Genomic DNA, 23,355 nt, shown 5'->3' with positions numbered 1-23,355 from the left:
ATGCACCAGGCCCTACCCTGGACGGGTGACGAAGACCCGGAGCGACCTCATCGGGCCCGCAAGCGGCCTGTCCGAGGATCGTCGCGGACGGATCGCACGCATCGTCGACGGTTGGTTCTTCGCCTTCGGCACGGCGGCGGCCGTCTTCCTGGCGTACGTGCTGCTCACCGAGGCGTTCGCCCGCGGTTGGGCCCAAGCCTGGTTCATCCTCGTCATCTACCTCGTCATCGCCTACCTGATCCTCCCCCGCCTGCACACCGTGCTGTCGCGCGTCTACCTGCCCGACTACTTCATCGGACGCACCCGCACGCGCGAGGGCATCCTCGGTGATCCCGTGAACCTCGGCCTCCGAGGTCGGGAGGAGCAGATCCACATGGCGATGCTCTCGGCGGGCTGGACGCTCGCCGACGACCTCGGCCTGCGCGCGAACCTGCGGATCGTGACCTCGACGCTGACCAGGCGCAGCTACTCCGAGGCACCCGTCTCGTCGCTCTACCTGTTCGGTCGTCCCCAGGCGTTCTGCTACCAGCAGGAGGTCGACGGCAGTCCGGGGAAGCGGCACCACGTCCGGTTCTGGCCGACCCCCGAGGGCTGGCTGCTCCCGGGCGGCTACCAGGCGGATTGGCTGGCCGCCGGGACGTACGACAGATCGGTCGGCATCAGCGTCTTCACCCTGCAGGTGACCCATCGGATCGCCGACGACGTCGACGACGAACGCGATCACATCGTCGCGTCGATCGCGGCCGCGGACCTCGGGGCGTCGACGTCCGTGATCGACAACTTCTCCACCGGCTACCACTCGCGGAACGGCGGAGGCGACGCGATCGTCACCGACGGCGACCTGCCGATCATCGATCTCAGCGCCGTGGTCGTGCCGCCGGCGGCGACCCTGCCGGCCGCCGACGCTCCCCCGACGCGCTCCCTCATCCGGGCCGGCGACCCGCGGCCCCTGGACACCACCGTCGGTGTGGTCCTCATGGTCGTCGCGGCACTGTCCACCGTGCTCTCCGGTGTCCTCCTGGTCTCCGATTGGAAGCAGGTCATCTCGGAGGCCCGCGCGACGGCCGCGACGGCCGACGACGTCGTCCTCATCCCGTGGGTCGTCGGAGCCGTGCTGGCCCTGTCGGCCGTGGTGACGCTCTGCTACCTCGTCCTCGCCTGGCGGGTCCATCGGGGAGGCAACCTCGCGCGCCTGCTCGCCATGACCTTCAGCTCGACGTCCATCGCCACCCTCGCCGCGAGCTATGTCGCCGGCGCCGGCGGATTGACGCTGCAGACCAACCTGATCGGCTTCGCGGTCGACTGTTCCATCATCCTCGCCCTCTCCGGAACCGAGGCCCGTGACTGGGCCCGTGGGCGACAACGACGCACCCGGAGGACGAAAGCATGACCGACGCACCCGACCAGACGGACGAGGGGCCACGCCCCGCCACCTCGCTCAAACGCGCGCTGCTCCTCGGCGCAGCCATCATCACGATCGTCGCCGGGCTGACGGTGCACTGGTCGGTGGCAGCGGCCTGGGCGAACCCCCTGACCAACGCGCTCTACACGGTGCTCGTCGCGCTCCTCCTGGCCTTCGCCGCCCCACGGCGTCCGCTGTGGCAGATCGCCCTCGGCGCGTTCGGCTTCTCGGCGGCGATCGAGTGCTTCCAGGCCACGGGCGTGCCGGCCGCACTCGCGGACCAGTGGCCGCCCTCGGCGCTCGTGCTCGGCACGACGTTCATCCCGACGGACTTCATCTCCTACGCCCTGGGCGCGGCGGCGTTCCTGTTCCTGTCGCTCGCCATGTCGCTGGTGATCCGTTGGGTTCGCAACGACATCCTCGAACGACGCGCACGGGCGGACCGGGCGGCGCGGCGCCGATCGGACTCAGGACCCGCCTGACGGGTGCCCTAGCCGCGAGTCGTCTCCCCGTACTGGACGTGCTCGAGGTCGAAGACGGCCTCCGCCAACGCCGACCTCGCCGCTTCGAACTCGACGTCGTCGGGGTGGCCCACCACCCGTGCGTGCTCGAGGTGCCAGGTGGCACTGCGCAGGAGTTCGACGGTCGTCGGAGCGGGGGAGGGCGCTCGCGTCGAGGCTGCGGGTGACGCGTCGGCGTTCGCCGCTCCGCCGGGGACGAACTCGATCGTGTTCGATTCCGCCGGAGCGTCGTCCTGAGCGTATGCCTTCTTCTTCATATGTCCTTCGTTGAGCTCGTGGCCTGTCATGGATTGCCGGGAGATCGGCTCCAGCGGCGGCGAAGATGCCTGCTGTGGAGCCGAAGTGGAATATGCCCCGATTGGAATGTCCGGTTTGGAGCGCTGTTCGGGTCGCGCCATCGCGAGGAGCGTCGGAACACGCCCACGGACGTCCGGAGCATCCGAGGCACCGAGGACCTGGAACCGTTCGAGCCCCCAACGGGACCAAGCGGATGCCGTCCACGCGCAGATGGCCGCGTCGATGAGGTCCTCGCGGTGCTTGTGCGCCGATTCCTTCAGCGGCGACGGTTCCGCGACGAGGAGCGCCGTCACCGGGTGGGTGTCGAGGTCGAGTGGCGGAGTCGCCGAGGTCAGCGCCTGCAGGCGCGAGATGAGGTCGTCACAGACCTCCGCGCGGCGTCGCCGTCGCTCGGCGACGGGGAGACCGGGGTCGAGGCGTTTGTAGCGGGGCCGCGCATCCGGATACCCGAACTCCTCGGCACCCACCAACGTGGTGTGGGGATAGGCCTCGAAGAACACGACGGCATCCGCCGCCGGCGTGCTCAGTCCGTCGAAGTATTGGAACCCCGCCGCCTCCAGCGCCGTGAAGAGCGCGACACCACCGAGCGCGGGCAGGCCGAGGTTCGACGGGTAGGCCGAGACCTGCCAGCGCCCGTACCGCTGCCCGACCTCACGTTCACAGAGACGCATGCCGGTCTCGTTCTGGACGAGCAGAGGGGCGTCGACCGCGATCACGGAGCCCGGTGAGGCGGTGGCGACGATCCAGGCGACGACGGCGTCGATCCCCACGGCCCACCCGGCCTCGATGACGGTCCCGGTCTCGTCGATGCACACCAGTCCCGACTCGTTCGCCGCGCGGGAGCCGGTCCCCTCGCCCCAGGCGAGGTCGACTCCGAGGAAGCGGGTCACGAGCGGTTCCTTCCGGTGGACGCGGCGAGGCACCGCCTCCCGAGCCTACTGGGCAGACGTCGACGACTCCTCGGATCCGGCGGCGGGCCGGAGGTGAGGAGTCGTCGAGCGTCCCGACCACGCGATCAGCCGACCGGGCCCTCGATCAGCGTCACGTCAGCGGTCTGGGAGGTTCCACTCGCCGTGGTCCAGGTGACGGAGACCGTCTGCCCGGGCTCGAGCGTCGCCATCGTCGCCGTCAGGGTCTGAGCGGAGTCGATGGCGACACCGTTGAGGCCGGTGATGACATCGCCGGTTGCGAGGCCGATCGACGCCGCCGGCGTGTTCTCGATCACCGAACCGACCACGGCACCCGGCACGGTCTGGGCTGCGCCGGACGCCGCCAGACCGATCCCGATGAAGGCCGGGTAGCCGATCGTGACGGTGTCGGTCTCGACGCCGGTGCGGATCTGGTCGACGATGGACAACGCGTCGTCGATCGGGATGGCGAATCCGTCGATGTCGGTCCCACCGGAGGAGGCAGCGGTGTCGACGCCGACGACCTCGCCCTCCGAGTCGTAGAGCGGCCCGCCGGAGTCGCCCGATTGGATGTCCGCGTCCGTCTGGATCAATCCGGTCAGCTGCTTGCCCGCCCCGGTCGCCTCATCCTGGACCGTGATGTCCTGCTCGAGGGCGGTCACGGACCCGTCCGCCGCGCTGGGCGTCCCACCCGTGCCGCCGGCGTTCCCGACCCCGGTGACGGCGTCACCGACGGCTGCGCCGCCGTCGTCGATCGTGACGGTGTCCAGCCCTGAGGCGCCGTCGAGCTGCAGGAGCGCGACGTCGTTCGTGGCATCCGTCCCGACGACGCGTGCGTCGTACTTCTCTCCGGTCGCCACGACGGTGACGACGATGCTCGTCGCTCCCGCGACGACGTGGTTGTTGGTCAGGATCTGGCCATCGGCGGTGAGGATCATCCCGGTTCCCGCGGCGGCGGCCCCCTGGTAGGCCAGCTCGGTGTCGATGTCGACGACTCCCACGGATTCAGCGGCGGTGGCACTCCGGGTGTTCGCCGTCGCGGCATCCGGCGTCGCCTGCTGCGGCCCAGGCTGCCCACCGGGAGCGCGGAAGCTCTGACCGCCGTCGTCCGGCACCGTCTCCGTCACCTGTGAGGAGGCGGCGACGCTCTGGAACGCGCCGGCCGCCAGCGAAGCGAGGCCGAGGCCACCGGTCACGAGGGACACGACCGTGGCGGCCGTCGCGGCGGCGATGATCCAGCCGATGGGCTGCTTCTTCGCGGGAGTACCCGTGGTCGACAGCGGCTGAGGGATCGTCTGCTGTCCGTACGGTTGGGGCTGCCAGGTGCCGGAGGGCGCGTACTGGCCCTGGCCGGCGGCGTACGGTCCGTACTGACCCTGCGGGCCCTGGTGATGACCGGGCCACACTTGACCGCTCGTCGCGTGGGGAGCCGTCGCGTAACCGAAGGGCGTCGTGGGCTCGCGTCGTTGACCACCCGCGGCCGTGTTCCCGGGGTAGCCGGCCGGGGGAGTGACGTCCACACCGGGCTGGGGCTGGTACGAGCCGGTGGGCGGCTGGTACGGATCGAGAGCGGGGGACGACTGCGGCGTCTCCGCCGCTCGAGTGCCGTCCGTTGGACGCGGCTCAGGGCGTTCTGGGTCTGGGGTGGTGTTCACGGGGATTCCTCTCGGCGGGGGTGCTGAGATCATCTGACTCCCGCAATCCGAGTGAATCGTCTGGTTCGACCATGAACGACCTTTGAGCTTCCCGACCGTTTCCCGGATGACGATCGTGTACAGGCTCCATGCGAGACGCCACCTCAGGGTCGCGTGAGCAACGCCTCCAGCGCAGGGCGGGCCGCTGCCTCGGAGATGTGTCCGGCGACGACGAGTTCCGCGAGCCCGTGGACCGCCGCCCAGACCGCCGTGGTCAGGGCGGCGATGACCTGCGGCTCGGCGCCGGGGGCCAGCGACGCCGTCGTCTCGGCGAGCAGCGCCTCGACGCCTCCGATGAGTGGCGCCATAGCCTCACTCGGTGAGCCGGGGACACAGACTTCGGGGTCGTAAATCAGGCGGAACCGCTCCGGGTGCTGCGCCGCGTAGTGCACATACGTCGAACCGATCCGGACGGCCGCCTCCCGTGGGTCTCGACCCGCCGTCGCCTCCCGCTCTTCGCGCATGGCGTCCAAGAGCTCGGCCATGCCGCGTTCACTCAGCCGCTTCAGGAGCGCGGTCCGGTCGCCGAAGTGGTGGTACGGCGCGTTGTGACTGACCCCGGCACGGCGTGCGACCTCCCGCAGGCTCAACGAAGCATGGCCCTGCGTCCGCATGAGTTCGAGTGCAGCGTCCTCGAGCGCCGGCCCGAGGTTGCCGTGGTGGTACGTCGTCGTCGATCTTGACACAAGCAACATCGTACCCGTAGAGTCGGTTCCAGCCGAAAGTGGACAGTGTCCAGATTCTTGGCACTGTCCAGACCTACAATTGTTGGAGAACTCATGCCCGCCCTCGTCATCGACGGACACCCGAACCCCGGGTCCCTCTGCGCCGCCCTCGCCACCAGCTACGCGGAGGCGCACGGCGACGCCACCGTCCTCGCCGTCCGCGACCTCGCGTTCGACCCGAACCTCCGCCTCGGTTACACCCGCCGTCAAGACCTGGAACCCGACCTCGAACGGGCGTGGGAGCAGATCCTCGCCGCGGACCACATCGTGATCGTGGCTCCGGTCTGGTGGGGATCGGTGCCCGCACTGCTCAAGGGGTTCTTCGATCGCCTGCTGCTGCCCCGTCGCGCCTACCGGATGAAGTCCAACGGCCTCCCTGAGGGGCTGCTGGCGGGCCGTACCGGTCGGGTGATCGTCACGTCGGACTCGCCCTCGTGGTACCTGCCGCTCGTCGGCGACACGACGGTGAAGCAACTCCGTACCACCACCCTCCGGTTCTGCGGGATCAAGCCGGTCGCCGTGAACCGGTTCGGTCGGGTGAAGGATTCGACCGTGGAGCAGCGTCAGCGGTGGCTCGCGAAGGCGGCGCAGAACGGTCGCACCGACGCGGCGCGACGGAATCCTCGCCCCTCCGCAGCCCCGGCGGAGCTGGTCAGTGGCCGTCGACCAACCGGATGAAGGCACTGAGCTCGGCCACGCCCTCCGGCGTGACCGGCAGGTACTCGGTGAGCGCGGGGGAGTGCACGAGGTACGCCGCCCACTGGGCGCGGGAGATCCCGACGTTCAGTCGGTTCTTCATCAACAGGAACGACATGCCCCGCGGGACGTCGGCGGGGGAGGACGCGGCCAGCGACACGATCGCGATGACGGCTTCCTGACCCTGGAACTTGTCGACGGTCCCGACGCGCACCGCGTCGAACCCGGCCGCGTCGAGCGTCGCTCGGACGACGGCGACGTGGGCGTTGTAGGGACAGACGACGATGATGTCGGCCTCGCCCACCGGGTCGTCGATGCGGCCGGCATCCGGATCGGTCCAGCGGAGCCCGATGCTCGACCGGACGAGCTCGGCGACGCGGTCGGCCTCCTCCTGCGAACTCGTCGCGTTTCCGACGTGGTGGACCGGGACGACGTGCAGTCCCGGCGCACGACCCTCCAGACGCCGCTTCGTCGTGGCCGCTGCTGAGCGCAGCTCGCCGCCGTACGACAATCGCGAGACCGGCTCGGTGACCGCGGCATCCATCCGCCAGGTCTCGTGGAGGAAGTAGCCGAGTTCCGGAGGGAGGACGTCGCGACCGTCGGCCACGAATCCGAGGGCCGAGGTGTCGATCGGTTCGGGATGCGTCCCCTGGCTCACCTGCGGCAGCTGCTGCGGGTCGCCCAGGAGCAGGAGGTTCCGCGCGGCGACGCTCGCCGCGATCGTGTAGGCGAGCGAGAACTGACCGGCTTCGTCGACGACGAGGAGGTCGAGCGATCTCCGGTCGAACCGGTTGGGGTTGCTGAAGTCCCAGGCCGTCCCGCCGATGACGAAGCCGCCGGTCTGCTCGGCCATGAACGCGCCATGACCATTGGCCGGGAGGACCGTGTAGCCGCGCTCAGCATCCGGGTCGGCACCGGATCGTAGGGTCTTCGCCACGAGCGCGGGGGAGAGCCCCGCCTTCACCACACGCTCGAGGAGGTTCTCGACGACGTCGTGCGACTGCGCCACGACCCCGATCCGCCAGCCGTGCTGCTGCACGAGGGCCGTGATGACGTGCGAGGCGACGTAGGTCTTGCCGGTTCCGGGCGGCCCCTGGACGGCGAGCGCCGAGTCGTCGAGGTCGAGCAACGCGGCGGTCACGTCCTCGATCGTCCGCCCGTCTCCGCGGTGGGGGAGCGGCTCACCCGAGCTCGTGCGGGGCGGCCGTCGCCGCAGGATGTCGACGACGCCGTCGTCCGGCCACCCTGGAGCGGCGTCGAGGACCGCTTGCCCCCACTCGGCGATCGCGTCGACCTGTGTTCCGGGTCGCGGGGGAGGAGACGGCGTGAGCGCGACCGGCAGCTCCGTGTAGGGCTCACGATCCGTCTTGAGCGTCTCCTGGATGAGCAGGGAGTCGTCGTCGACCTCGAGGACCGTGATCTGCCCCGCCGGTCGCGAGCCGGGCTCGGCGCGGGGGAGCGTGTACGGTCCCGGGTGGTCGTAGACCGCGAACGGGTCGGCGCCGACCTTCACACTGCTGCCGGGAGCCCATCGGCCGCGGAGTCGGACGTGACGGCGGTCGCTGCGCTGCCGTCCCTCGCGGAACCAGTCGCGCTCGACAATTCCCGAGGTGACGGTGAAGACGTTCCGGGTGTCCTCCCATTCGTCGCGCGCGGCGATGAGTCGGGAGAAGTGCTCCTGCCAGAACGATTTGTGCTCACGCCGGTGGTAGTCGATGGCGGCCGCCGCGAGCGCATACGCGGTGGCGTCGTCGGAGCGTTCGGGGTCGAGGGGGTCTCCGGCCAACGCCGTCAGCGCGTCGTGGAGCGGCGTCGGTTCGCCCACCAGGGGCTCAGGTGCGTCGGTGACGAAGGTGCCCGGCAGCACGCCCCGTTCCGCACCGAGGTCGAGCAACCAGTTCCGCAGCCGACGGGTCGACTCGCAGTCGTACGCGTTGTACTCGGCGATCTCGGCGAGCTTCCGTTCGCCTTCGGCGACGAGCTCCGGGTCGCCGCTCCGACTCAGCTCGCGCGCCTCCGCGTAGGCGGTGATGGATGCCGCGGCGTCGGTGACGTCGCTGTCGCGGTGGTCCTCACCCATGTAGAGCGGCTCGAGCTTCTTGATCGAGTACGACCGCGATCCGACACGCACCGTCTTGCGGACGAACGGGTAGAGGTCGAACAGCACGGCCTCGCGGAGGAGGTCGTCGATCGTGTCCTCCCCGACCCCGTGCCGGGCGGCCAGCGAGAGCAGGTGCGTCCGCTCGTAGGCGGCGTAGTGGTACACGTGCATGCCCGGGAACTCGGCACGGCGGGCGGTGAGGTAGGCGAGGAAGTCGATCAGGGCCGTGCGCTCCTCATGGAAGTCGTGCGCCCACCAGGATCGGAACCGGCCGTCGGTGTCGACCAGGCCGAACAGGTAGTCGATGCCCCACCTCGTGCGGTCGCCCCGTCGGGCGTCGCCCGGCTCGCCCTCGGTGTACAGCGGGTCGCCCTCGAAATCGAAGAAGACGTCGCCCGGATCGGGTTGCGGCAGGAGCCCGAGCGCCGCGGCGTCGTGCACGCGGAACGCCGGCACGCCGGCGGCGGGTGACGGCTCGAGCTGCAGGTGCGCCTGCTCGCGCAGCGCAGCGAGCGTGCTCTCGGCGATGCCGTCGACCGTCCCGCCGGCGCCACCCGACGGCCCGTGCGGCCCTGGTCGCTCGGTCGACCCGGTGAGCGTGAGCGACGCCAGATCGTCGATCGTGGCGATGCCGGCCGCCAGCAGGCGGTCGCGCTGCGTCAACCGGAGCCCGGCCACCAGCAGGACGTCGCGTGAGGCTGTGATCTCGGCGTCGCACCACGCGCATCGTCCGCAGACGCTGTAGCGCTGATCGCCCCAGGCCACCGGGGCGTCGGCTTCGAGCCGTTCGGCGACGATCCGCAGCAGGCGCGCACGGCGGCGACGGTACACCGGCAGGATGTCGGCCACCGCGTGGGTGCTGACGGTGCCGTCTCCCAGGATGAGGTCGACGTCGTCGTCGACCGGGATCCCGGCCGTCTCCAGCTGCTCCACGTAGGCGGCGAGCTGGAGGAGGGCGGTCACCTTCGGTGAGCGCGCGAGTTTGGTGTCCTGCACGCGATACCGGCCGTCGGGCCGGCGCACGATGAAGTCGGCGAAGCCGATGAACGATCCGTCGAAGAACGCGGCCTGGAAGACGACCGGGGCTCCGTCGCGGAACGCCGTGATCGTCGACTCGACGGCTGCGGCGAGCGCCACCGCGTCTCGGACGTCGGGGCGGTCGAGCTCGACGACGCCGGTGCCGAACTCGGCGCGGTACGACTCGAGGACGCGCAGCTCGTGCTGGTCGCCGAGCTTGGAGGTGCGCATCAGCATCTCGTCCTCGGGCTCGACGATCGGTTCGATCCGACCGAGCTTCGCGTCGACCGTGCGCAGGAAGGCGAACTCGCAGTAAGAGGCGTTGGAGAGGTCGCTGGCGCTCGTGATGGCGGAACCGTCGAGGAGGAACATCGGTGCGGTGGGTGCCTTTCGAGACGACTACTGCGGGGGCTGGTCCGCCTCCGATCGCTGTCAGTCTGGCACGCACCACCGACCACGGCGCCGCCGCGGGACGCAGGCTGTCGTCAGCCGAGGGGGAGCCGTCTGTGGAGCGGCGTCGGGCACCCTCAATCCCGCGTCCCCTAGCCTGGACAGCGACCACGACGCCACGGGACAGGAGCGCATGATGACCACCACGATCCAGGTCGTCGCGGGTGTCGCCTCACAGGACGACACCGTGCTCGCATGTCGGCGGGCACCCGGGCGGGCGTCCGGTGGACTGTGGGAGTTCCCCGGCGGCAAGGTCGAGCCCGGCGAGCAACCGCAGGACGCGCTGGCTCGTGAGCTGCGCGAGGAGCTCGACGCCGACGTCGCTGTGGGGGCGCTGCTGGACCGCTCCACCGTCACCGTGGGCGAGCTCGTCATCGACCTCGCCTGCTACGAGGTCGTCTTCCGAGGGGCACCCCCGGTCCACAGCACGGACCATGACGAACTGCGCTGGGTCACCCGCGAACAACTCCTCGGACTGGACTGGGCGACCCCCGACCTCCCGATGGTCAGGCGACTCACCGCGAGCTGACCCCGGAGACGCGGCGTGTCAGTCGGCCGCGTGGAGCGGAATGCGCGCGAGCGTGCGTCCACTGAGCACGAGATCGTCGTTGGTCGAGGTGATCGCCAGCTCGGTGACCGTCCACTCGAACAGGGTGACGTCGCGCCAACGCTCGAGGAATGCGGCGAGCGCCGCGGTCTCGGCAGCGTCGAGCTCATCGCGGAAGTGGTGCAGGCCCACCCCGACGAGCGGTGATGGACGCCCACCGACGGCCCGCTGGATGGGGCCGAAGGCGTCCGCGATGGCGGGGAGGTAACAGCGTCCGCGGTTGAAGCCGCCGATGACGGGGCCCGCCAGCCTGACCCGGAAGGGCGTGAACGCGCCGACGCTCGTCCGCAGCCCGTCGAGGAACCCGGAGTCCGCATCGATGGAGGAGAGCGTCGCGTGCAAGCGGTGGGCGCGTCGGAGCTCGATGCCTCGTGCGAGTTTGGGGGCGAAGGGTGCCGAGGCGAGATCGGCCTCGTAGCTCAGGAAGATCGGATCGACGAACAGTCGTTCGATCGGGACGGGGACGACGACCGCCAGGCGCGCCTCGGCGTACCGCCCGCCACGGTAGACGCCGTCAGGACTCGCCGCGAGCGCGAGCGGGTGGTCGGCGTCGATCAGGGGGAGCTGGGCGTACCGGTAGCGCTCGTCGAAGGTCAGGGCCTCACCTGGTCGGAAGGTGGAGCGGACGACGTCCCAGCTGCGGAGGGCGTCGTGCGAGTGCGACGACGTGTCCGCAGCGCTCGAGGCTGTTTCGGGGACATCGACCTCGAACGCCCGGTCGGCGGATCCACCGGTCACCGTCCGGATCAGACCCGTCGCGACGCCGGTCGGCAGCGCGCCGATCGTGTTTCCGGTCGCACCGGCGGGAGAAGGCATGTCGTGAGGTTAGTGGAGCCGTCAGCCCAGCGCGTCGGGGACACCCCGAATTCGGGCGATCGACCCAATTAGCGGCGAGGTCGACCAGAACGCCGACACCAGCGGCCGATCAGTGCGCCTTGCCGGCCTTCCAGTAGCCACAGAACATGACACGGTCCTTCGGCATGCCACCACGGACCCAGAGCCGACGCACGTTCGCGGCCAGGGACTGCTCTCCGACGACCCATCCGTAGCACGGGCTGGGCGGCACGCCGAGGGCCGTCGCGGCCGCCAGCGCCGCTCGTCCAGGGATGTCGTGCGGATCCTCTCGGACCACCCATCGCAGCTCGACCCCGTCCGGGACTCGCACGTCCTGCGCGTCGGCGGCGGAGGGGATCTCGACGATCGCCGTCCCGACGGTCGACGCCGGAAGCGAGGTCAGGATGCCTGCGACGGCGGGGAGTCCGGTCTCGTCCGCGACCAGCAGCACCCGGTCGACGTCGGCCGGGAGGTTGAACATGCGCCCCTCGTCCAGCAGTGCCACCGCATCGCCCACCTCGCATGACTGGGCCCAGCTCGCCGCGGGCCCCGCAGTCCCCTCGGCGGCCGACCCGTGGATGACGAAGTCGACGTCCAGCTCCGGCCCGTCGGGCCCGTCGCGCCGGAAATCCCGCACCGTGTAGTTCCGGAGCACCGGTCGCACGGACTTGGAGATCGCGAGGTACTTGGCGTAGGCCAGCATGTCGAGCTTGGTCGGCAGCCGCTCGAGCCCGCCCTCGGAGACCGGGATGAAGAACCGGAACCACTGGTCGTAACCGAGGAACGTGAAGTCGGCGATGTCACCGCCACCGAGGGTGACCCTGGCGATGTTCGGCGAGATACGCGAGCGGCGGACGACCCGCAGCGTGAGGAGTGTCGCCGCCTCGGGTTTGATGCGCGCCGTCTCGGCATTCGTGCGAGCCACTCGAGCCCCTTCCTCCGGCGGCTCCGGCGGCCGCGACTGAGGCTACCCTAACTCAGGTCACCCTTACTTGGAGGATTCGGGTGCGACGGCGTTGACCTTCCGCGAACGGGTGTCGAGCAGCGCGAAGACGAGCGCCACGACGACGAAGCCGATCGTCACGAGGGTGCTGTTGCGGTACGCGTCGTGATAGACGTCGAGCGAGGCGCCCGACGCATCGCCGCCGTTCTCCGAGTACACGGTCGCGTAGAAGGTGGCCGTCGCGGCGGCGAGCCCGACCGCGGTGCCGATGCGCTGGCCGAGCTGACCGATCGATCCGGCGACACCACCGGAGGCCACGGGGATGTCCGCGAGCATCAGCGTCTGGTTGGGAGAGATCACCGCGCCGCCGCCGATGCCGGCCAGGAGCATCGCGGCACCCATCGCGTACGGCGTGATCTCCGGGGGCGTGATGAACGCGAGGAGCGAGTTGAGACTGAACCCCACCACGACCAGTACGAGCCCACCGACGACCAGGGGGCGTCCGAGGCGGTCGACGACCCGCCCGCTCAACCACGAGCTGACGGCCGAGGCGAGGGCGAAGGGGATCGTGATCATGCCCGCGAAGACCGGCTCGAGCCCGAGCCCCTGCTGCACGAACAGCGTGAGCGTGAGGAAGGTGGCCGGCATCGCCGCGAAGTACGTCGTGGAGATCAGGACGCCGTTGCGGTAGCTGCCGAGCTTGAACAGGGAGAAGTCGACGACGGGTGTCTTCCCGGCGCGTTGGTAGCGACCCTCCCACCAGGCGAAGAGGCCGGCGAAGACGGCGAACGCGACCAGCAACCACCAACGCGCCGGGTCGTCGCCCGGGGAACCGGTCGTCAGGACGAACGGCAGCATGAGCGACAGCACGGCGAGACCGAGGAACACGATGCCCACCGGGTCGAGCGATCCGGCACCCGCCTCGTGCGGCTGCTGCTTGGGCAGCAATCGGGCGGCGATCGGCAACAGAATGATCGCGAGCGGGACGTTCATCCAGAAGAGCAGGCGCCAGCCGTCCTCCGGGCCGCCGATGGCGATGAGCAGACCGCCGAGCGTCGGTCCGAACGCCGTCGAGAGGCCGATGATGGCTCCGAAGAGCCCGAAGGCGCGGCCGCGCTCCTTCCCCACGAACAACTGCTGGATGAGCCCGATGACCTGCGGCATCAGCAGACCCGCGGCGATGCCCTGGAGGATCCGCCCGCCGATGAGGATGCCGACGCTCGGTGCGACGGCGCACGCGAGACTGGCCGCCCCGAACACGCTCAGGCCGATCATGAACATGCGACGCCGCGAGTGCAGGTCGCCGTAACGCCCGGCGGGCACGAGGATGAGACCGAAGGCCAGGGCGTACCCGGCGACGATCAGCTGCAGGGCGGTCGGGCCGGCGTCGAGCGCCTGCTCGATCGACGGCAGTCCGACGTTGACCTTCGAGAGGTCGAGGATCGTGAGGGCGGCGACCGACACGCAGATGGCGAACGCGCGCCACTTCGTCCGGTCGTCGGGGGCGGTTCGCTCGTCAGTCATCCTGGCCAGCCTAGGCCCGCGTCAACCCGGTCCGCCCCGGCTTGACGGGCACGAATCCACCGTCCTGTGCAGCATCTTCAGCCTCAGAACCGGCTCAGACGATGACGGGGCAGCCGTCACGGGCTACGCTCGGAAGATGCATATGGATGCCCCTCGCGGGCTGCAAGACCCCGACGAACTGGCCGAACGACACCGCATGCTGGCCGAGTCGCCGGCACTCGCACCGCTGCGCGACTGGTCGGACGCGATGATGACCCGCCGAGGACGGCGGCAGGCGGACCTCGTCCTCCCGCTCGTCGACCCGGCCGATGCGGCCGTCAACGCGAAGACGCTGATCCTCCTCGACGCCCCGGGGACCCTGGCCCCCGACAGCCTCGACGCCCCGGGATCCGGCTTCGCCTCGGTCGACAACGACGACCCGATCGCCGAGAGCCTCTGGAATCTGCGGAACGACATCGGCTTCGACGACGTCATGGTGTGGAACATCGTCCCGTGGTACCTGAGCGCCGGGCGGAAGAAGCCGAACGCGCCCGAGGTCGCTCAGGGAGCGATGGAACTGCGTGCCCTCCTGCCCCTCCTCAAGAACCTGCGCGTCGTCGTCCTCTGCGGACCCCACGCCCAGGACGGTTGGTGGAAGCACGTCGAGCCCCTGCTCGGCAACACCTACAGCGCCTTCAACGCTCCGCACCCCTCGCCGTTGTCGCTGAAGCAGCCGGGTCGTCGTGAGGAGATCGAGAAGGTCTTCGCCCGCGCCAAACAGGTCGCCGGCTGATCACACACCCCCGTTCCGCAACCCCCTCGCCCGTCGGGCGAGGGGGTTGCGTGCATCCGAGGCCTCGTTAGGGTCGATGGACGAGGAGAGGAGCATCACATGGACATCGGCACCATCGTCATCCTCGCCGCGCTCGTCCTCCTGGCGATCGCGGCCGTCTGGTACGTGTCACGGCGCGACCGCGCCGCCCGCTCGGCCGACGAACACCATTCGCACGACAACGACGCGGAGGTCGAGCGCGAACGCGCGAGAGGCCTCGCGGAGGGCACCGGCGGCGTGCCGCGCCGTGGCGGCGGCCCGATGGGGTTCTGACCCCGCGAGAGCGCAGCAACGGTCGCCATCCACGAGGAATGGCGACCGTTTCCGCGCTCTCGGCGGTGGGCTCTAGACGAGCGGCGGGAGGCCCGCTGCGACGCGAGCGCCCAGCGTGCCGTCGACGGCGGTCCAGTAGGCGATGACCCGGGCACGGAGCTCGGGGCGCGTCACCTTCGAGACGTGGCCGATGATGTTGCCGACGAGGCGGTCGCGGGCGGCGTCGTCGAGCACCTCGCGCACGAGGGTCCCGGCCTGGCCGAAGTCGTCGTCCTCGGCGTGCAGCGTCGCGGCTGCCCGCACGAGCTCGCCGTCGGACTGCCAGCCGTTGGACTCAGCGGCGCGCGCAGGGTCGGCGTGGGCGCCACCGACCGAGTTGGGTGCGTAGACCGGCGCGTCCGCGTCGTTGAAGGTGTAGCGCATGGCACCTTCCTTCGAGTACGTGTGCACCGGCGCGTGCGGCGCGTTGACCGGCAGCTGTGCGTGGTTGGTGCCCACGCGGTAGCGGTGTGCGTCCGCGTAGCTGAAGATGCGGGCCAGGAGCATCTTGTCGGGGCTCGCCGCGATTCCGGGGACGAAGTTCGACGGCGCGAAGGTCGCCTGCTCGATCTGCGCGAAGTAGTTCTCCGGGTTGCGGTCGAGGGTCATCTTGCCGACCTCGATGAGCGGGTAGTCGCTGTGCGGCCAGACCTTGGTGAGGTCGAACGGGTTGAAGCGGTAGCCCGCGGCGTCGGCGTAGGGCATGACCTGCACGGACAGCGTCCAGCTCGGGTGCTCACCGCGGGTGATCGCCTCGGAGAGGTCGCGGATGTGGAAGTCGGCGTCCTCGCCGGCGATCTGGTCGGCCTGGTCCTGCGTGAGGATCTCGATGCCCTGGTCGGTCTTGAAGTGGTACTTCACCCAGAAGCGCTCGCCTGCGGCGTTGACCCACTGGTAGGTGTGCGACCCGAAGCCGTCCATGTGCCGCCAGGAGCCCGGCAGGCCGCGGTCGCCCATGAGCCAGGTGACCTGGTGCGCGCTCTCGGGGGAGAGCGTCCAGAAGTCCCACTGCATGTCGTGGTCGCGCAGGTGCGAACCCGGGAGACGCTTCTGCGAGCGGATGAAGTCGGGGAACTTGATGCCGTCGCGGATGAAGAACACCGGCGTGTTGTTGCCGACGAGGTCGTAGTTGCCCTCGCTCGTGTAGAACTTCAGCGCGAAGCCACGGGGGTCGCGCCAGGTGTCGGGGCTGCCCTGCTCACCGGCGACGGTGGAGAAGCGTGCGAGCATCTCGGTCTCGACGCCCGGCTGGAACAGCGCGGCGCGCGTGAACTGGGAGACGTCACCGGTCGTGACGAACCGTCCGAACGCACCGCCGCCCTTGGCGTGGACGACACGCTCCGGCACCCGTTCGCGGTTGAACTGCGCGAGCTTCTCGACCAGGTAGTGGTCGTGGAGCGCGATCGCTCCGTCTGCGCCGACGCTCTGGGAGTGCTCGTCGCTCGCGACGGGTGCTCCGCTGTTGGTGGTGGTGTAGCTGGTCTCGGACATGTCTCTCCTCGAGGGTGGGGCTGGTCGGACGGTCGGATGGATTCAGCACTGCCACCTTGGCGGTGACAGCTGACGATCGGCATGGAGGTGCCGTCGAGTGGTCTGTGGAACGGCGTCAGGCAGCATCCGCCTGGCACGCGGGGCATACGCCCCAGAACGTGATCTCGGCCGTGTCGATGACGTACCCAGCCGTGTCGTCGGGGTGCATGCATGGCGCCGCACCCTGCGTGCAGTCGACGTCGACCACGGCGCCGCACGAGCTGCACACCAGGTGATGGTGGTTGTCGTCGACGCGCAGCTCGTACCGGCCGGGATGGCCGTCCGGTTCGATCCTGCGCACGAGACCGGCTGCGACGAAGGCGTTGAGCACGCTGTACACGGCCTGTGGGGAGGTCTGCGGGGCTCGCGGCTTCAAGGACGCGACCACCTGCTCCACATCAGCGTGCGGTGTCCGGGCGAGGATCTCGAGGACGGCGAGGCGTCCCGTGGTCACCCGCAGCCCGGCTGCCCGGATCTTCGTGTTGAAGTCGAACGTCGCCGACTCCACCTCCAATCCGTTCATGCAGCCACCGTACCGAGTTGTTTTGAATTAGTCAAAATAAGGACTTCCCCTCCGCGTTGTCCCGCAGCCACCCCAACTCTAATATCAGATATGAGTTGTGGACCGATGGATGACGCCGGATGTGGAGAATTCCCGGTCACGGCGGGGGAGCGCGGGCTACAGCTCGACGGTCAACAGGGGCCGCAGCGAACGTCGGGTCTCCTCGGCCATGTCCACCGAATCACGGTCGAGCAGCCACTGCAGCTGGAGACCGTCCATCATCGCGATGAGCATGCGTGCCGCGCTCGCAGGCTCGACGCCGGCCACCAGCTGGCCCTCGCGCGCCATCACCTCGAAGGAGACGGTCATCCCGTCGATCAACCAGCTGTACCGCCGGACGAAGTGCTCGTGCGCCGGGTGGTCCGGTGAGGTCGCCTCGGCGGACAGGACGCAGTGGAGCTCGACGAGACCGGGGACGCGCATGTTGTGCTCGACGAGGCGGAGGAGCCCGCGGATGCCTTCGATGCCGCTCCCGATCTCGATGCCGGACTCCTCGCGATCCCGGTCGTCGCGGAAGTCGAGGATCGCGGCGAGTAGATCGTTCTTGGTCGAGAAATGGTGGAGGAGGCCGGCCTGGCTCATGCCCACGCGCTCCGCGACCTCGCGGAGCGATCCACTGCGGAACCCCTGCTCGGCGAAGACGTCCATCCCCGCCTCGAGGATCTCCCGGCGTCTCGCCGCCGTCTTGGCGTAGCTGCCGCGGGAGCGGCCCGTCTGCGTCACCGTCATCCTGCGATCGTATCGGGCGTGAGGACCGCCGGAGAAGGGTTCCCGAGGCGCCCCTAGCCCGCTCCTTCCTCAGGTGTCCACCCCGGCACTTCCCCAGGTCGCTGTCGTACGGTGTCGCCATGAGACGCCGCATCGAGCCCGTGTACGACGCCGCTGTCGGTGTCGGTCGCTCCCTCTTCGGCTTCTGGCGCCTGCGCCGTCACACCACCGGCATCGAACACCTGCCCGACCAGGGTGGCGCGGTGATCGCGATGACCCACTTCGGGTACCTCGAGTTCGCACTCGTCGAGTGGGCCACCGTGCTCCACAACCGCCGCCGTATCCGCTTCATGGCCAAGCAGGGCGCCTTCGACCAGCCCGTCGTGGGCCGCCTCCTGCGGAGCATGCGGCACATCGCGGTCGACATGCGCGCCGGCGCGGCCGCCTACGCCGACGCCGTCGCAGCGCTCCGCAGCGGCGAGCTCGTCGGGGTCTTCCCCGAGGCCGGCGTCAGCGCCTCGTTCACCGTCCGCGACCTCAAGTCGGGCGCAGTCCGCCTCGCGCAGGAGGCCGGCGTGCCGATCATCCCCGTCGCGGTCTGGGGCGGTCATCGCCTCCTGACGAAGAACCACCGGGTCGGCTTCCGCGAGCGGTTCGGGGTCCCCGTGCACTTCTCGTTCGGCGAGCCGATCATCGTCGCGCCCGGCGACGACGTCGGAACGAGCACCGAGCAGCTCCGCGACCGCCTGCAGGGCATGGTCGACGAACTGCAACGCGACTATCCCGTCGACGGGACCGGGGCGTGGTGGCAACCTCGCGCCCTGGGCGGAACGGCGCCGACGCCCGCCGAGGCTGCAGCCGCCGACCTCGAACGCGAGCGCCGACGCGAGGCGCGTCGACAGACGGCGAGCTGAGCGCACGTCCGCCGCGGTCTATCCTGTGGAGGTGCCACCTCTGACCTCGACGACCCACCCAGCAGGGCATCGTCGCTCTGCCAGCCCGCGTCCCGAGCGGAGCGTGGCACCGTGAGTCGCGGGTGGAACGGCTTCGTCGCGAAGTCGACATGGCTTCCGAAGGCGTGGCGCGAACGCGCTGAACGTGCGCTCGCGGAGGACCCCTCGACGCCGGCCGCACCGGACACGGACGACGCCGAGTCCTCAGCGGACCACTCGCCGCGGCACACGCCGGATCCCGCGCCGCGGACGACGCCGACGCCCCCTGCGCAGCAATCCACCGGCTCGGAGCCGCTGGACGACCGCGAGGCGAACGCACCCCGGACACCCGTCGCCGGCCCGGACGTCGACGGGGCAGCACCAGCCCGGGAACGGTCCACGACCGGCCTGGTCGACCCGGTCGCCCTCCCCGTCACCGCGTCGGCCCAGGTCGTCCCCCTGAGCGTCGCCATCACCGATTTCGAGCTCGCCGACGACTCCGTCATCGGCCCGGCGTCCGTCCTCGACAACCTCGAGCTGACGAAGGCCGCCGTGACCCGCGTCGCGTCGGCGATCCTCACGACCGAGGGCCCGATCGCCGTCCCGCGACTCGTGACCATCGTGGCCCGGCGCTTCGGCGTCGACCGGCCGTCCGAGGAGTCGCGCACCGAGCTGTCAGCGCTGGTGACGGAGGCGTTCGTCGTCCAGAACGGCTTCGCCTGGCCCACCGGACTCGACGTCGTCACGTGGCGAGGCGTCCGCCGGGTCGTGCATCGCGACCACCGCGCGGTCACGGACATCAGTCCCGCGGAGATCTGCAACGCCATGGAGCTCGTGATCACCGCGAGCCCCGAGCACGAGGTCGACCGCGAGCAGCTGCCGATGCAGGCGGCATCGGTGCTCGGCTACGGTCGCCTCGGTGAGACCGCTCGACGTTGGCTCGACCTGACGCTCGCCCAGGCGGTGCTCCACGGTCGTCTCGTCGAGGACGGCGACCGCATCCGCCTCCCCTGAAGCGGGTCGTTCAGCGGACGGGCGGACCCTGCTGCCCGAACGGCAGGCTCGTGTCGGTGACGCCGTCGATGAAGGCGTCCATGCGCTGGAGGTTGAACCGGCCCTGGTCGTTGAGCAGGAACTGGTACTCGTGCTCGAGCCCTGGCCGGAAGTCCGGGTTGAAGATCATCGATTGCACGTCCACACCGAGGCCCTGGAGCTTCGCCTTGAACTCGACCGACTGCGGGTAGAGCGGATCCCAGTTGCCGACCGTGATGTACGTCGGTGGATACTTCGCCGTCAGATAGTCGACGACGGACGCGGACGCCACCTCCGGTCGGGTCTTGTAGTCGCGCGCTCCGAAGTACGACCAGAGCACCGTGTCGAGGAACCACCCGAAGCTGCCCTCGGCGTTGACCAGGCTGAGGTCGTAGGCCCCGCAGGCGAGGACCACCCCGGCGAGTTGCTCCGGTTCGATCGGCGATTCGACCTTGATGGAGCTGGCGTACTCCGAGCTCGTGACCACGTTCGCGACCTGGGCGGCGATCTGGGCACCGGCGGAGTCGCCGGCGAGGATGAGCTTGGACGAATCCACGTTGAGCGCGCGAGCGTTGGCGTCGAGGTAGCCGAGCGAGTCGGCGACCTGCTCGATGGGCAACGGGTACTGACCCTCGGGCGCGATCGTGTACTCGACCGCGATCGCCGTGTACCCCTCGCCGGCCAGCACGCGCATGTAGTTGGAGATGAGTTCCTTGCTGCCGGAGATCCACGCTCCACCGTGCACCCACACGATCGTCGGGAGGGCGGCACCGCTGCCGCGCACCCCGTCGGGCGTGTAGACGTCGAGCAGCGCGTCCGCGTCGCCGGAGCGGTACGGGACGTCCTGTCGGACGTCGACACCGTCGGGGACGTACTTCACGAGGTCGGATTGCACGACCTTCGCCCGCTCGTCGAATGCCATGCGGATGACCATCGAGCCCGGCCACGGGGTCAGCTGCAACCAGACGAAGATCACCAACGCGATGGCGAGGATCACGCCGATGATCCAGAACATCGTGTTGCGGACGACACGCAGGAAGCGCGCGAAGCCCGAGCGAGGGGGTGCTGTCCTCAAGCGATTCACCTCCTGGCGGGTCTGGACGGCGGCGCTGCCTGGCGGAACACGAACCTCCAGTCTCGCATTCGATCGGACACCGGCGGCGTCCCGGAAGTTTTTCGACGGATTTCGTGACGAATGCCCGCCGAGCTGCGTCTTACCCGATGACCGGACATCATCACCGGTTTCCAACGCAGACGAAGGAGAACGCCATGAGTGCATCGGACAAGATCCAGAACGCCGCTGAGGACCTCGCGGGCAAGGCGAAGGAAGCCCTGGGCAAGGTCACCGGCGACGACAGCAAGGTCGCAGAGGGTAAGGCCGACCAGACGAAGACCGACGCCAAGAAGGCCGGCGAGAATGTCAAGGACGCGTTCAAGCACTAGTCCTCGCGATACAGTGGCTGCCCCCGCCCACCGGCGGGGGCGGTAACACGGTCGACCGGCACCCCGTTCGATCCAGCAATCACATTTGGAGACATCATGAGCTTTCTCGGCTTCCTGCTGCTCGGCCTCATCGCCGGCGCCCTCGCCAAGGCGATCCTTCCGGGCCGTCAGGGCGGCGGCTGGTTGATCACGCTGCTGCTCGGCGTCGTCGGAGCACTGCTCGGCGGCTGGCTCGGCGGCATCCTCTTCGGCGCGAACCTGCAGGAGTTCTTCTCGCTGCAGACCTGGCTCCTCGCCATCGGCGGATCCATCGTCGTGCTCCTCATCTACGGCGCACTGACCCGCAACAAGAAGGCGTAAGCGCCTCCACACAGCACTCGGACGCCCGGCCCCTCCAAGGGGTCGGGCGTTCGTGCGTGTCGGAGGAAGGCCGGCGATCGCGGGGTGTCCGCCATTGAGGGGACTGTGCGACCTCCTGTGCCCTGTCAGGATGTCTGATGTTTGACGTCAGAAGCTGATATGAGAGGAGGTGGTCTCATGGACTTCTATCGAAAGTTGCTCGAGCTGCTCCGCGCGATCTGCGGCTGGGCCTGACCCGCACGGACGAACGCCCGGTCCACCAGGACCGGGCGTTCGTGCGTCGCGTTGCGACCGGAGTCAGGCGTGCTGACCCTCGTGCTCGCCCTCACCGATCTCCTCCACGAGCTTCGCGTTGAAGGCCGGGAGGTCATCAGGCGTCCGGCTCGACACGAGGCCCTGGTCGACGACGACCTCCTCGTCCACCCAGGACGCGCCCGCGTTCCGCAGATCCGTCTTGAGGCTCGGGTAGCTCGTGAGCTCACGACCGCGGACGACGTCCGCCTCGATGAGGATCCATGCGCCATGGCAGATGACCCCGACCGGCTTGCCCTGCTCGAAGAACGCCTTCGCGAAGGCGATCGAGGACTCGTCCACGCGGAGGTCGTCAGCGTTGACGACGCCTCCGGGCAGCACGAGTGCGTGGTAATCGTCGGAGGAGGCCTCGGCGACCGCGACGTCGACGGGCTGGACGTGTCCGTTCTTGCCGGTCACGTCCTGGGTGGCGGGCGACACCAGTCGGGCGGTCGCTCCGGCTCCGGTGATCGCCTCCCAGGGGCTCGTCAGTTCACTGTCCTCGTAGCCGTCCGTGAGCAGGAAGGCCACCTGCTTGCCGTTGAGTGCTGCGCTCATCGTCGCTCCAATCCGTCAGCGTCGAGGCACCGTCCAGCGCCTCGCCAGCGACGATACGCTCGGCTCCACATCTCGGACCCGGACTTCCGCCGAACGCGAACGGGGTTGCTCAGGCGTCGCAGGCGATACCGTCACCATCCCGATCGAGGTCGTAGACGTCGCTCCCGACGACGTACACCGGGCCGGGCGTGTACGCCGGTCCATTGCCGCTTCCCCCGGCGCAGTCGACGTCGCTGGCGATCGGAACGCACTGCCCCTCGTAGTTCGGGTCGCACCCTCCGCCTGCCGGATCGGCGACGGGAGCGGGAGGCGGCGGAGCGGGTTGCCGCGTCCCGACGGACGTTACCTGCGCGACCGGTTGGACCGACACGAGCTGCGCGACGAGCTCTCGAGTGATCTCGACCCCGGCTCGCGTGGTGACGCGGTAGGTGTTCGTCTGCTGCCCGGGGACGCCCGTCGTCGTCACGACGACCTGACCGACGTCGATGTTCGGGTCCTGCACCTCGGTCACCGCGAACGGGATCTCCACGACCTCGGTCACCTCGGTGACGACGTCGGTCGGGGTCGGGGTCGGCGTGGCACTCGGTTTGGCGACGGACGTCCCTTCCGGCGCCGACAGCAGCGCCGCGGGCCGGGGCCCGACCGGGTGGATGGCCGCGTTGGCGCTTCCGCCCACGACGACCAGGCATAGGGCGGCACCGATCACGGCGGCCGCGATCCCGCGGTTGCGGATCCCGAGGGAGGAGACGCGACCACGGACGAGCGCGACCACGCCGATCACCACGGCCACGATGGCGACGAGTGCGAGCATCGCCCAGAACGTGCCACCGACGGCGCTGACGAGCAACAGTGCTCCGACCAGGCTGAGCAGGACGATGTGGAGTGGTCCGAGGCGGCGCGTTCGCGTGGCCCCGGCAGCAGCAGCAGCAGGGACGGCGACCGGGGGAGCGGGCACGGCCGCCGGCATGCGTTGCCCACCCCAGCCGACTCCGGTCCACCATCGTTGCCGGCCGGGCTGCTCGGGATCGGGATACCAGCCTGCGGGAGAAGTCATGCCCTGATGCTGGGGCCCGGAGCACGACGGCACAAGGTCCCCG

At 69.6% G+C, this 23,355-nt stretch carries 23 protein-coding genes; 10 read left to right on the top strand and 13 right to left on the bottom strand.

The window, feature by feature from the left end:
- Positions 1–25 precede the first annotated feature (25 nt).
- On the top strand, positions 26–1,390 hold the full coding sequence (locus ACZZZB_RS10660; protein ID WP_240043998.1) for an LssY C-terminal domain-containing protein: 1,365 nt from the start codon (positions 26–28) through the stop codon (positions 1,388–1,390).
- A complete protein-coding gene (locus ACZZZB_RS10655) occupies positions 1,387–1,884 on the top strand; it encodes a ribosomal maturation YjgA family protein (RefSeq protein WP_463529646.1) in 498 nt (165 codons plus the stop codon). Before ACZZZB_RS10660 ends, ACZZZB_RS10655 begins: the two co-directional genes overlap by 4 nt.
- An 8-nt stretch (positions 1,885–1,892) precedes the next feature.
- Here ACZZZB_RS10655 and ACZZZB_RS10650 read toward each other — a convergent pair whose 3' ends face one another.
- The 3 genes from ACZZZB_RS10650 to ACZZZB_RS10640 all read right to left on the bottom strand — a co-directional run bounded on the left by ACZZZB_RS10650 (position 1,893) and on the right by ACZZZB_RS10640 (position 5,508).
- Complete coding sequence (locus ACZZZB_RS10650; RefSeq protein ID WP_463529645.1) at positions 1,893–3,110, bottom strand: DUF429 domain-containing protein; 1,218 nt, start codon at positions 3,108–3,110, stop codon at positions 1,893–1,895.
- Positions 3,111–3,235: 125 nt separating this feature from the next.
- A complete protein-coding gene (locus tag ACZZZB_RS10645; RefSeq protein WP_463529644.1) occupies positions 3,236–4,783 on the bottom strand; it encodes a S1C family serine protease in 1,548 nt (515 codons plus the stop codon).
- A 143-nt stretch (positions 4,784–4,926) separates the two neighbouring features.
- Positions 4,927–5,508: a TetR/AcrR family transcriptional regulator gene (locus ACZZZB_RS10640; RefSeq protein ID WP_229939165.1), complete on the bottom strand. Its 582-nt coding sequence runs from the start codon at positions 5,506–5,508 to the stop codon at positions 4,927–4,929.
- A gap of 93 nt (positions 5,509–5,601) precedes the next feature.
- Between ACZZZB_RS10640 and ACZZZB_RS10635 the strand changes: the two genes are divergently transcribed.
- Positions 5,602–6,225 (top strand): NAD(P)H-dependent oxidoreductase, encoded by a 624-nt coding sequence (locus tag ACZZZB_RS10635; RefSeq protein WP_124767806.1) that lies wholly within the window; start codon positions 5,602–5,604, stop codon positions 6,223–6,225.
- Here the strand turns inward: ACZZZB_RS10635 and ACZZZB_RS10630 are convergent.
- Positions 6,200–9,733 (bottom strand): TM0106 family RecB-like putative nuclease, encoded by a 3,534-nt coding sequence (locus ACZZZB_RS10630; RefSeq protein WP_463529643.1) that lies wholly within the window; start codon positions 9,731–9,733, stop codon positions 6,200–6,202. The two genes, ACZZZB_RS10635 and ACZZZB_RS10630, sit on opposite strands and share 26 nt — an antisense overlap.
- Before the next feature lie 214 nt (positions 9,734–9,947).
- On the opposite strand from ACZZZB_RS10630, the gene ACZZZB_RS10625 reads away from it, so the two are divergent.
- Positions 9,948–10,340: a (deoxy)nucleoside triphosphate pyrophosphohydrolase gene (locus ACZZZB_RS10625; protein ID WP_124767808.1), complete on the top strand. Its 393-nt coding sequence runs from the start codon at positions 9,948–9,950 to the stop codon at positions 10,338–10,340.
- Between the two features lie 18 nt (positions 10,341–10,358).
- Here the strand turns inward: ACZZZB_RS10625 and ACZZZB_RS10620 are convergent, their stop codons facing one another.
- From ACZZZB_RS10620 to ACZZZB_RS10610, 3 genes are all read right to left on the bottom strand, one after another.
- On the bottom strand, positions 10,359–11,234 hold the full coding sequence (locus ACZZZB_RS10620; RefSeq protein ID WP_124767809.1) for a hypothetical protein: 876 nt from the start codon (positions 11,232–11,234) through the stop codon (positions 10,359–10,361).
- Between the two features lie 109 nt (positions 11,235–11,343).
- Complete coding sequence (locus ACZZZB_RS10615) at positions 11,344–12,177, bottom strand: siderophore-interacting protein (protein ID WP_124767810.1); 834 nt, start codon at positions 12,175–12,177, stop codon at positions 11,344–11,346.
- A 63-nt stretch (positions 12,178–12,240) separates the two neighbouring features.
- Complete coding sequence (locus ACZZZB_RS10610; protein WP_124767811.1) at positions 12,241–13,719, bottom strand: MFS transporter; 1,479 nt, start codon at positions 13,717–13,719, stop codon at positions 12,241–12,243.
- Between the two features lie 136 nt (positions 13,720–13,855).
- On the opposite strand from ACZZZB_RS10610, the gene ACZZZB_RS10605 reads away from it, so the two are divergent.
- Together ACZZZB_RS10605 and ACZZZB_RS10600 are read left to right on the top strand one after the other, a co-directional pair.
- The gene (locus ACZZZB_RS10605; RefSeq protein ID WP_158596626.1) at positions 13,856–14,491 is read left to right on the top strand and encodes a uracil-DNA glycosylase; all 636 of its coding nucleotides are present in this window, start codon (positions 13,856–13,858) and stop codon (positions 14,489–14,491) included.
- 99 nt (positions 14,492–14,590) lie between these two features.
- Complete coding sequence (locus tag ACZZZB_RS10600; protein ID WP_137242951.1) at positions 14,591–14,803, top strand: hypothetical protein; 213 nt, start codon at positions 14,591–14,593, stop codon at positions 14,801–14,803.
- A gap of 72 nt (positions 14,804–14,875) precedes the next feature.
- Here the strand turns inward: ACZZZB_RS10600 and ACZZZB_RS10595 are convergent, their stop codons facing one another.
- The 3 genes from ACZZZB_RS10595 to ACZZZB_RS10585 all read right to left on the bottom strand — a co-directional run bounded on the left by ACZZZB_RS10595 (position 14,876) and on the right by ACZZZB_RS10585 (position 17,663).
- Positions 14,876–16,333 (bottom strand): catalase, encoded by a 1,458-nt coding sequence (locus tag ACZZZB_RS10595; protein WP_079704299.1) that lies wholly within the window; start codon positions 16,331–16,333, stop codon positions 14,876–14,878.
- Positions 16,334–16,448: 115 nt separating this feature from the next.
- Positions 16,449–16,895 carry a Fur family transcriptional regulator gene (locus ACZZZB_RS10590; RefSeq protein ID WP_191939941.1) on the bottom strand — a complete coding sequence of 149 codons (447 nt, stop codon included), beginning with the start codon at positions 16,893–16,895 and terminating at the stop codon, positions 16,449–16,451.
- 156 nt (positions 16,896–17,051) lie between these two features.
- Positions 17,052–17,663: a TetR/AcrR family transcriptional regulator gene (locus ACZZZB_RS10585; protein ID WP_064294065.1), complete on the bottom strand. Its 612-nt coding sequence runs from the start codon at positions 17,661–17,663 to the stop codon at positions 17,052–17,054.
- 119 nt (positions 17,664–17,782) lie between these two features.
- Between ACZZZB_RS10585 and ACZZZB_RS10580 the strand changes: the two genes are divergently transcribed.
- Both ACZZZB_RS10580 and ACZZZB_RS10575 read left to right on the top strand, forming a co-directional pair.
- A complete protein-coding gene (locus ACZZZB_RS10580; protein WP_463529642.1) occupies positions 17,783–18,556 on the top strand; it encodes a lysophospholipid acyltransferase family protein in 774 nt (257 codons plus the stop codon).
- 111 nt (positions 18,557–18,667) lie between these two features.
- Positions 18,668–19,588, top strand: a complete 921-nt coding sequence (locus ACZZZB_RS10575; protein WP_463529641.1) for a hypothetical protein — start codon at positions 18,668–18,670, stop codon at positions 19,586–19,588.
- 10 nt (positions 19,589–19,598) lie between these two features.
- On the opposite strand, the gene ACZZZB_RS10570 is transcribed toward ACZZZB_RS10575, so the two are convergent.
- The gene (locus ACZZZB_RS10570) at positions 19,599–20,681 is read right to left on the bottom strand and encodes an alpha/beta hydrolase (RefSeq protein ID WP_463529640.1); all 1,083 of its coding nucleotides are present in this window, start codon (positions 20,679–20,681) and stop codon (positions 19,599–19,601) included.
- A gap of 194 nt (positions 20,682–20,875) precedes the next feature.
- Here ACZZZB_RS10570 and ACZZZB_RS10565 point away from each other — a divergent pair, with 194 nt between their 5' ends.
- Complete coding sequence (locus ACZZZB_RS10565) at positions 20,876–21,049, top strand: CsbD family protein (RefSeq protein ID WP_463529639.1); 174 nt, start codon at positions 20,876–20,878, stop codon at positions 21,047–21,049.
- A 96-nt stretch (positions 21,050–21,145) separates the two neighbouring features.
- Positions 21,146–21,409, top strand: coding sequence for a GlsB/YeaQ/YmgE family stress response membrane protein (locus tag ACZZZB_RS10560; protein WP_064294061.1), 264 nt, complete (start codon positions 21,146–21,148; stop codon positions 21,407–21,409).
- A gap of 297 nt (positions 21,410–21,706) precedes the next feature.
- Here the strand turns inward: ACZZZB_RS10560 and ACZZZB_RS10555 are convergent, their stop codons facing one another.
- Entirely contained in the window at positions 21,707–22,258 is a 552-nt protein-coding gene (locus ACZZZB_RS10555) for a type 1 glutamine amidotransferase domain-containing protein (RefSeq protein WP_463529638.1), read from the bottom strand.
- A 109-nt stretch (positions 22,259–22,367) separates the two neighbouring features.
- Positions 22,368–23,312, bottom strand: coding sequence for a G5 domain-containing protein (locus ACZZZB_RS10550; RefSeq protein WP_463529637.1), 945 nt, complete (start codon positions 23,310–23,312; stop codon positions 22,368–22,370).
- Positions 23,313–23,355 lie beyond the last annotated feature (43 nt).

This window comes from Plantibacter sp. AC185 (genome assembly GCF_979258065.1).
The sequence above is the reverse complement of the archived record's forward strand: the minus strand, read 5'-3'. Positions and strand labels throughout refer to the sequence as shown.

What these genes read in the sequence shown, in the direction of transcription:
- ACZZZB_RS10655 (WP_463529646.1), top strand. Translation starts at nt 1,387, where the DNA reads ATGACCGACGCACCCGACCAGACGGACGAGGGGCCACGCCCCGCCACC.
- ACZZZB_RS10635 (WP_124767806.1), top strand. Translation starts at nt 5,602, where the DNA reads ATGCCCGCCCTCGTCATCGACGGACACCCGAACCCCGGGTCCCTCTGC.
- ACZZZB_RS10630 (WP_463529643.1), bottom strand. Translation starts at nt 9,733, where the DNA reads ATGTTCCTCCTCGACGGTTCCGCCATCACGAGCGCCAGCGACCTCTCC.
- ACZZZB_RS10625 (WP_124767808.1), top strand. Translation starts at nt 9,948, where the DNA reads ATGACCACCACGATCCAGGTCGTCGCGGGTGTCGCCTCACAGGACGAC.
- ACZZZB_RS10620 (WP_124767809.1), bottom strand. Translation starts at nt 11,234, where the DNA reads ATGCCTTCTCCCGCCGGTGCGACCGGAAACACGATCGGCGCGCTGCCG.
- ACZZZB_RS10610 (WP_124767811.1), bottom strand. Translation starts at nt 13,719, where the DNA reads ATGACTGACGAGCGAACCGCCCCCGACGACCGGACGAAGTGGCGCGCG.
- ACZZZB_RS10605 (WP_158596626.1), top strand. Translation starts at nt 13,856, where the DNA reads ATGCATATGGATGCCCCTCGCGGGCTGCAAGACCCCGACGAACTGGCC.
- ACZZZB_RS10600 (WP_137242951.1), top strand. Translation starts at nt 14,591, where the DNA reads ATGGACATCGGCACCATCGTCATCCTCGCCGCGCTCGTCCTCCTGGCG.
- ACZZZB_RS10595 (WP_079704299.1), bottom strand. Translation starts at nt 16,333, where the DNA reads ATGTCCGAGACCAGCTACACCACCACCAACAGCGGAGCACCCGTCGCG.
- ACZZZB_RS10590 (WP_191939941.1), bottom strand. Translation starts at nt 16,895, where the DNA reads ATGAACGGATTGGAGGTGGAGTCGGCGACGTTCGACTTCAACACGAAG.
- ACZZZB_RS10585 (WP_064294065.1), bottom strand. Translation starts at nt 17,663, where the DNA reads ATGACGGTGACGCAGACGGGCCGCTCCCGCGGCAGCTACGCCAAGACG.
- ACZZZB_RS10580 (WP_463529642.1), top strand. Translation starts at nt 17,783, where the DNA reads ATGAGACGCCGCATCGAGCCCGTGTACGACGCCGCTGTCGGTGTCGGT.
- ACZZZB_RS10565 (WP_463529639.1), top strand. Translation starts at nt 20,876, where the DNA reads ATGAGTGCATCGGACAAGATCCAGAACGCCGCTGAGGACCTCGCGGGC.
- ACZZZB_RS10560 (WP_064294061.1), top strand. Translation starts at nt 21,146, where the DNA reads ATGAGCTTTCTCGGCTTCCTGCTGCTCGGCCTCATCGCCGGCGCCCTC.
- ACZZZB_RS10555 (WP_463529638.1), bottom strand. Translation starts at nt 22,258, where the DNA reads ATGAGCGCAGCACTCAACGGCAAGCAGGTGGCCTTCCTGCTCACGGAC.
- ACZZZB_RS10550 (WP_463529637.1), bottom strand. Translation starts at nt 23,312, where the DNA reads ATGACTTCTCCCGCAGGCTGGTATCCCGATCCCGAGCAGCCCGGCCGG.